The organism is Spirillospora sp. NPDC048824 (assembly GCF_043198455.1).
Classification (GTDB): domain Bacteria; phylum Actinomycetota; class Actinomycetes; order Streptosporangiales; family Streptosporangiaceae; genus Spirillospora.
The window spans coordinates 1-5964 of sequence record NZ_JBICUS010000048.1 but is presented as its reverse complement, the minus strand read 5'-3'; the positions used below and the strand labels follow the sequence as shown (position 1 = coordinate 5964).

Annotated in this window: 8 protein-coding genes; 3 read left to right on the top strand and 5 right to left on the bottom strand. The window is 59.0% G+C overall.

The annotated features are described in order from the left end of the window. Positions 1–918 (top strand): helix-turn-helix domain-containing protein (locus tag ACGFIS_RS37360; protein WP_392913496.1); only part of this gene is annotated, 918 nt, incomplete at its 5' end. Between the two features lie 25 nt (positions 919–943). Beyond that, positions 944–1195 (top strand): DUF397 domain-containing protein, encoded by a 252-nt coding sequence (locus ACGFIS_RS37355; RefSeq protein ID WP_392913498.1) that lies wholly within the window; start codon positions 944–946, stop codon positions 1193–1195. On the opposite strand, the gene ACGFIS_RS37350 is transcribed toward ACGFIS_RS37355, so the two are convergent. Continuing rightward, entirely contained in the window at positions 1123–1458 is a 336-nt protein-coding gene (locus tag ACGFIS_RS37350) for a transposase (protein WP_392913500.1), read from the bottom strand. The genes ACGFIS_RS37355 and ACGFIS_RS37350 overlap by 73 nt on opposite strands. Before the next feature lie 301 nt (positions 1459–1759). On the opposite strand from ACGFIS_RS37350, the gene ACGFIS_RS37345 reads away from it, so the two are divergent. Continuing rightward, on the top strand, positions 1760–1984 hold the full coding sequence (locus tag ACGFIS_RS37345) for a hypothetical protein (RefSeq protein WP_392913502.1): 225 nt from the start codon (positions 1760–1762) through the stop codon (positions 1982–1984). A 222-nt stretch (positions 1985–2206) separates the two neighbouring features. Here ACGFIS_RS37345 and ACGFIS_RS37340 read toward each other — a convergent pair whose 3' ends face one another. The 4 genes from ACGFIS_RS37340 to ACGFIS_RS37325 all read right to left on the bottom strand — a co-directional run. Continuing rightward, entirely contained in the window at positions 2207–2983 is a 777-nt protein-coding gene (locus ACGFIS_RS37340) for a polymorphic toxin-type HINT domain-containing protein (protein ID WP_392913504.1), read from the bottom strand. 14 nt (positions 2984–2997) lie between these two features. Next, positions 2998–3390 (bottom strand): hypothetical protein, encoded by a 393-nt coding sequence (locus ACGFIS_RS37335; RefSeq protein ID WP_392913506.1) that lies wholly within the window; start codon positions 3388–3390, stop codon positions 2998–3000. Between the two features lie 937 nt (positions 3391–4327). Beyond that, a complete protein-coding gene (locus ACGFIS_RS37330) occupies positions 4328–4918 on the bottom strand; it encodes a hypothetical protein (protein ID WP_392974002.1) in 591 nt (196 codons plus the stop codon). 23 nt (positions 4919–4941) lie between these two features. After that, positions 4942–5964: polymorphic toxin-type HINT domain-containing protein (locus ACGFIS_RS37325; RefSeq protein WP_392913510.1), on the bottom strand; the 1023-nt coding region annotated here is incomplete at its 5' end.

Below are 5964 nucleotides of genomic sequence, written 5' to 3'. Positions count from 1 at the left end.
CCTGTCTGGCCGGGCACCTGGGCTTGGCGGGGGCGTAGCCACCCGTCCAGCAGTTTGATCCCCGATAGCCGCTGTCCGCCGGTTGCGGTCAGCGTGGCCGAACGACAACGAGCGACATTGCGCTCCCAGTGGCTCGGGCAGCAACTACGCGAACTGCGCGACGCCAGCGGCTTGATGATCAAGGAGGTTGCCGAATACCTCCAGCGGGACCCAGGGACCGTCAGCCGGTTCGAGTCGGGCTTCTACCCGATCCGCCGCCCCGACCTGATGGCACTCCTGGACCTGTACGGCGTCTCGAACCGGCAGCGACGCGAGGCGCTGATGGCGCTCAGCCAGGACGTCTGGCAGAAGGGCTGGTGGGACGGCTACGCCGCCGACGTGGTCGGATCGCTGATCGATTACGCCTGGCTGGAGTCACGAGCAGACCGCATCCGCTCGTTCGCCGCCATCGTGATCCCTGGCCTGCTCCAGACCCCCGAGTACGCAAGAGCAGTGATCCGCACCAACGACACGGACGCCACGCCCGACCAGGTCGACCGTTGGCACGAACTCCGAATGCACCGTCAGACGGTCCTGGAGGCCGAAGAGGCGACCCAACTGACCGCCGTCTTGGACGAAGCCGTCCTGCGGCGCCAGATCGGCGACTCCGAGATCATGGCCGCACAGCTCCGCCACCTGGCGCAATGCACGGCCAAGCCCACCGTGGACATTTGGGTCCTTCCGTTCCGAGCGGGCACACCGGCCGGCACTTATGGCACGTTTACGATCTTCAAGCTGCCCGCTCCCTTCCCAGAGGTCGCTACACCGAGACAATGGCAGGTGCGATCAATGCCGAACCCCCTCAAAGCGACCGCTTCATCCAGACGTATGTTGGACATGAGCGCCTGGCCCTCGGGCAGGCCGAGTCCACCGCTCTGATCTCCAAGATTGCAGAGGAATGGAAGTGAACAAGCCAGAGGCCGACGACGCTCTCACTTCACAGCAGCGTAGTGACGTCGCCTGGCACATCAGCACCTTCAGCCCCGACAACGGCGGCAACTGCGTCGAGGCAGGCCCCCTCACAGACGGCACCGACCGCGTCGCCGTCCGCCACAGCCACCGCCCCGACGCCGGAGTCATCCTCTACACCCGTGCCGAATGGCAAGCCTTCCTCGCCGGCGTCCGCAACGGAGAATTCGACTTCTTCACCTGGTGACCGGTGCAGAACTGCTCGGCGCCTGCCAGGGCGCGCAGGACAGCCTGAGACCTTCTTCCAATCTTGATCATTCGAACCTCGCGCTTGGCCGGATTGTCGTCGAACGGCACCCGGGCATCCACCGTGAACCGCAGGTGGTCGTCGTGACACAGCAGCCGGCGGGCCTGCGCGTTATGGTCCTTCTCCAGATCGGAGGCACGAGATCTGGTCGCTTGGACGGCCCAGGCGGGCGACGGACCGGAATACGTTCTTGGCGCGGTCAACGTGGCGGAATCGATGGTGTTCAGGGTGCCGTCGCGGGAAGAGCATCATCGACCAGGCGTTTCATGCAGCGCAGCGCGTCGGCGGCCTACTCGACCCAGCATCATTGGCCAGCATCGCCGAACCTCGGCTTGGTGGTCGGCAACAGCCGGCCGTCCCCGCATTAGGCAGTTCAACTCCCCCGATCGACAATTCGCAGTCAGAAGATGTCGTCGACAGCCTGCGTTGGGGCAGCACGCATTTAGTCGTATACGCTGTTCCGTTCTCCAAGTCGCTGCCGCGTTCGAACCGCTGCTGCGGCCCTTGGACCCGACCGACACCGTCGTCACCGCCGTTGCCCTGCACACCCAGCGCAACTACGCCCGTTTCCCTGTCGAGGACAACAACACCCACTTCATCCTGGTCGCGAAGAAGAACCAGCCCTCGCTGTATCACCAGCTCAAGCGGCCGCCCTGCAGGAGATCCAGACCGGTAGACCAGATTAATCACGAGGTATCGAGATATTCATCTGGTATCTCGGCAAGTTGACCTTCCAAATCCCAACCATCAGGTTTAGCCGTTGAATCCCACCATTCTTGTCCGGAGTTCAGCCATTCTCTCCGATACTGTCGGATTCCTTCCAATGTGGCGTCTTCATAGCCAAATTCCACCCCGCAGCATGAGCATATCTCAAAGGATGGCGTGTGCCCATCTAGCCCCCATGGTGGCTCCACCCGCGGAAAGCCGCACACGCGACACCTGTAGATCTCGTCATGCGGCTTGGGCACGGAAGTACTCCAGGTTGTTCCGGAATCCATGTTGGGCCGGATTGGGACGGAAGTAAGTACGGATGATCCCATCCTTTGTACGTACCGCGAAATCATTGCTACGTGGATTAAAAAACACTCGGTCTCCATTCCCACGTATCCGCACCAATGTCCCCGTCGGTGGCTTGCTAGTGAATTGTCTTGCCGCCTTGAGGTACTCCAATGAATTGTATAGCTCAGGAAACTCTCCCTTGTGCTTCTTCCAGTGGGAAAATGCATTTTGGGCCGACGAAAAGTTGCCGCATGGCCCTGCATTGTGGACGAGGGCGCCTGTGGTCCCTACCTTCACATAGTAGGTGTGATGATTGGCGATGGTCAGGTTGTGGACGCGTTGGTGCTTGGTGGTCCAGCGTTTGGTGGCGGTGACCTGGATGTAGGTGCCGGCGCTGGTACGGAGCCACATGCCGGGCTTGAGCTCGGCGGCTTCAACCCAGGCGTTGATGTCACCGGCGACCCAGAAGGGGTGGTTACCTGTGGATATGACCATGCCGTTTTTGGCTTGTTTAAGCCCCTGGAGCTTGGAGGGGGAGAGATTGATGCTGCGGCTCGACATCCAGGCCAGTGCGGGGGCGTTGGCGTCGATACTGATCTGAATGAGGTTCTTGGTTCCCTTGCTGGTGATAGTGCCGAGAACGGGTTCTTCCTTGGTCTTTCCGGTTTTAGGGTCGGTTGCCAAGACCTTGTCGCCGACCCGTAGATCCTCGAAATGCGGTACAAGCACGTGAGGGAAATCAATTATACAGTTGCATACCACAAATCGTTTACAGAAAACTTCTCCAGATCGAGCAGTTGAAGCCTTTCTGGTACATCAAATGCATTATTTAATGTCGAGAGAGAGCAGGACAATTGAGGGTAGTTGAAATCGTCAACTGTCACGATCACCATACCCTCCTCCTTGGCCATTGTATTCTCTTGAATAAAGGCAAACGGCAGTACGGTTGAAATCAGACCGACAACCTGCTTCCCCGCGATGACACGCAACCAAGTTTCCCCTGCATTTTCGTCCCAATCGACCTCAGCCGACATATCGCGGGCGAGGTCGGAAGCCATCGACTGGGCAGTTAAAGCAGACCAAGTACCGGCAACCAATAAGGCGCGATGGAGAGCATCTTCGATGCTGTTTGTCACCCTGGACTCCCTGGCGATCCGTGAACAAAACCAGTCCGAGTGCGGTATACGTTTATCCAGTTGGTCGGCGTCCCGTCACCGAGATATCCGGCAATGCCATTTGCGACCGGCACTTTAGCCTTGCTTTCCACCCAGAGAGCGTGCCGATCAGCATAAGCAGCTGCGTCCAGTGTAGCCTTTCCGGAGTTCACATAGAAGCCAAATTGACTCTTCCCTGGCGTGCCATCTACATGTGGGACCATCCCGGCCGAGTCGAGCGTGTATCGACCGTTGGTCAACTGGCCGTGCCTGTTAACCGTGATCTTAGGGGGTTGGAACCTTCCTAGCCATGATCCGCTTTTCCCAATGCTCCAGTGGGGAGTTCTCCGGCGCCGTAGCCGCTGTTGACGGCGCCTCCGGCGGTCATGGCTCCGGAGATGGCGCGCAGGCATAGGCCGGAGCGGGCGCAAGCGAGGCCGGCCGCTTGGAAGGCTCCGGATTCGCAGCCTCGGCGGCGCAGAGGATCAGACCAGCGGTGACGACGGTGGTGATGCCGCCGATGACGAGGGCTTATTTGAGGCCGGAATCGGTGGTGTCGTTTCCGGTGAAGGGGTTGTGGTGGCACAGGCTTTGTGCGTTGGAGTTGATGGTTCGGCAGAAGCCGTCCCATTGGTTGTCGTCCAGGCCGGGTTCGTCACCGGTGACGAGGACCCAAATTACAGCCGCCGTATCAGTACGCTGCAACTTATGAATCGGATGTTACTGAACCACCGGAATCGAGGTAGGTATTCAGCGCATCGCGCCAATCATCACCACCCAGACCCGCACCACCCCGACATGATCGACGGCTGCATGACCACCACAGGCCTCACTCTCATCACCACACCCGCCAACACCAATTAAGCCTGGTTGGGCCATCATTACGGACAACCTCTAGGCGAGTCCGATGGAGTCCAACCTACGCTCCCCCCGAACCCAGCCACACCTGAGCCTGCTCCGCTACAGTTAATACTCGCCGCTCCACAAGACCGGTGGCGTATTCCCGCAACCGGACAGAGCTACGAGCATCATTCAGGCCAAGAAGGCCAGCAGATGACTGCCACAAAGTTCCTCTAATTACGGCGCGCCCATCAAGGGATGCTGCTGCGAATTCGATATAGCCTTGACGAAACCCAAAAATACCACTCGCTGAACCAATCCCCGCAATATCAGGATCCCCGATCCTAGCAACAAGGGCCCAGTGAGGCTCCAGCAATTCGGAGCTCTCGGAGTTAACAGAGAGCAAGAATTTGCCACAATGGTCGAACAGGCCGACCTCCGTCGCCATTTGAGCCCACATGGAGTTTAAGTTATCGACGAGATCTGGATCGTCAAGCTGGTAACTTACGTCTCGCCTCCCTCCCTCTCCAGGGCTACAAGTTGTTGCGGCCCACGCGACCTGGACCGGAATCAGGGCAGCTTCATATCGAGCCGCAAGCAACTCGAAGCCCGCCGCCTGGAGTTCCTCTGTGAACTGTTGCACACTCAGACCATCAAGGTCGTCCACCATTAGTTCTCCGTCTGATAATCTTGTCAGCACGCCGGGGGCTTGTAGAGATTAATTTTCTTGTAGTTATGTCCGGAAACCCAACCAATATCACCATAGCCGTTGATCATGATTCGATAGCTATTGCCACCTCCGGGTACGTCATAAATTTGTGATCCGCCCCATTTGCGCGCTATCTTACCAGGAGTGCCGTTGCGGGCCTCGAAGATGTCTGGAGTACCATCAGGTTTCGTGCGCGGCGTGAAAGTCTGGTTCTCGATCGCCTCTTTGATGATAGGCGGCAAGTCCGAGTCGGCATTGTGAACGAGGACAGGCGTTTCACCGACCAGCACATAGTATGTATGGGCGTTGGCGATCGTGAGGTTATGAACGCGCTGATAGTGGGTGGTTCGATGCTTGGTCGCGGCGACCTGGACGTAAGTGTCGAAGCTGGTGCGAAGCCACATTCCGGGTCTGAGGTCGGTCGCGTTCATCCACGTGTTGATGCTGCCAGCGACCCAGAAGGGGTGCTTGTCAGTAGCGACGAGCGCTCCGCTTTTACCCTTGAATGGCTTTGGCCCTGGCAACTTGGCGGAGATAGATCTGAGTTCTCTGCCCGTCATCCAGGCCAGCGCGGGGGCCTTGTCATCAACGCTGATCTGGACGAGTTTCTTGGCCCCCTTGCTGGTGATGGTACCGAGAATGGGTTCTGCTTTAGTTTCCCCGGTTTCGGGGTCGGTCGCCAAAACCCTGTCGCCGACGCGTAGATCCTCAATGTTCTTTTTGCTTCCATCGGCCATAAGGACTTTGGTGCCGGGTGTGAAGCTGCTTCGACAGAAGAGTCTTCCTAGCCATGATCCGCTTTTCCCCATCGCTCCGCTGGGGAGTTCTCCGGCGCCGTAGCCGCTGTTGATGGCGCCTCCGGCGGTCATGGCTCCGGAGACGGCGCGGAGGCACACGCCTGATCTTGCGCATGCGAGGCCGGCTGCTTGGAAGGCTCCGGATTCGCAGCCTCCGGCGGCGCAGAGGATCAGACCAGCGGTGACGACGGTGGTGATGCCGCCGATGAC

Bases quoted from the DNA above. Each gene is read 5' to 3' on its own strand.
- ACGFIS_RS37330 (WP_392974002.1), bottom strand. From the start codon at position 4,918: ATGGTGGACGACCTTGATGGTCTGAGTGTGCAACAGTTCACAGAGGAA.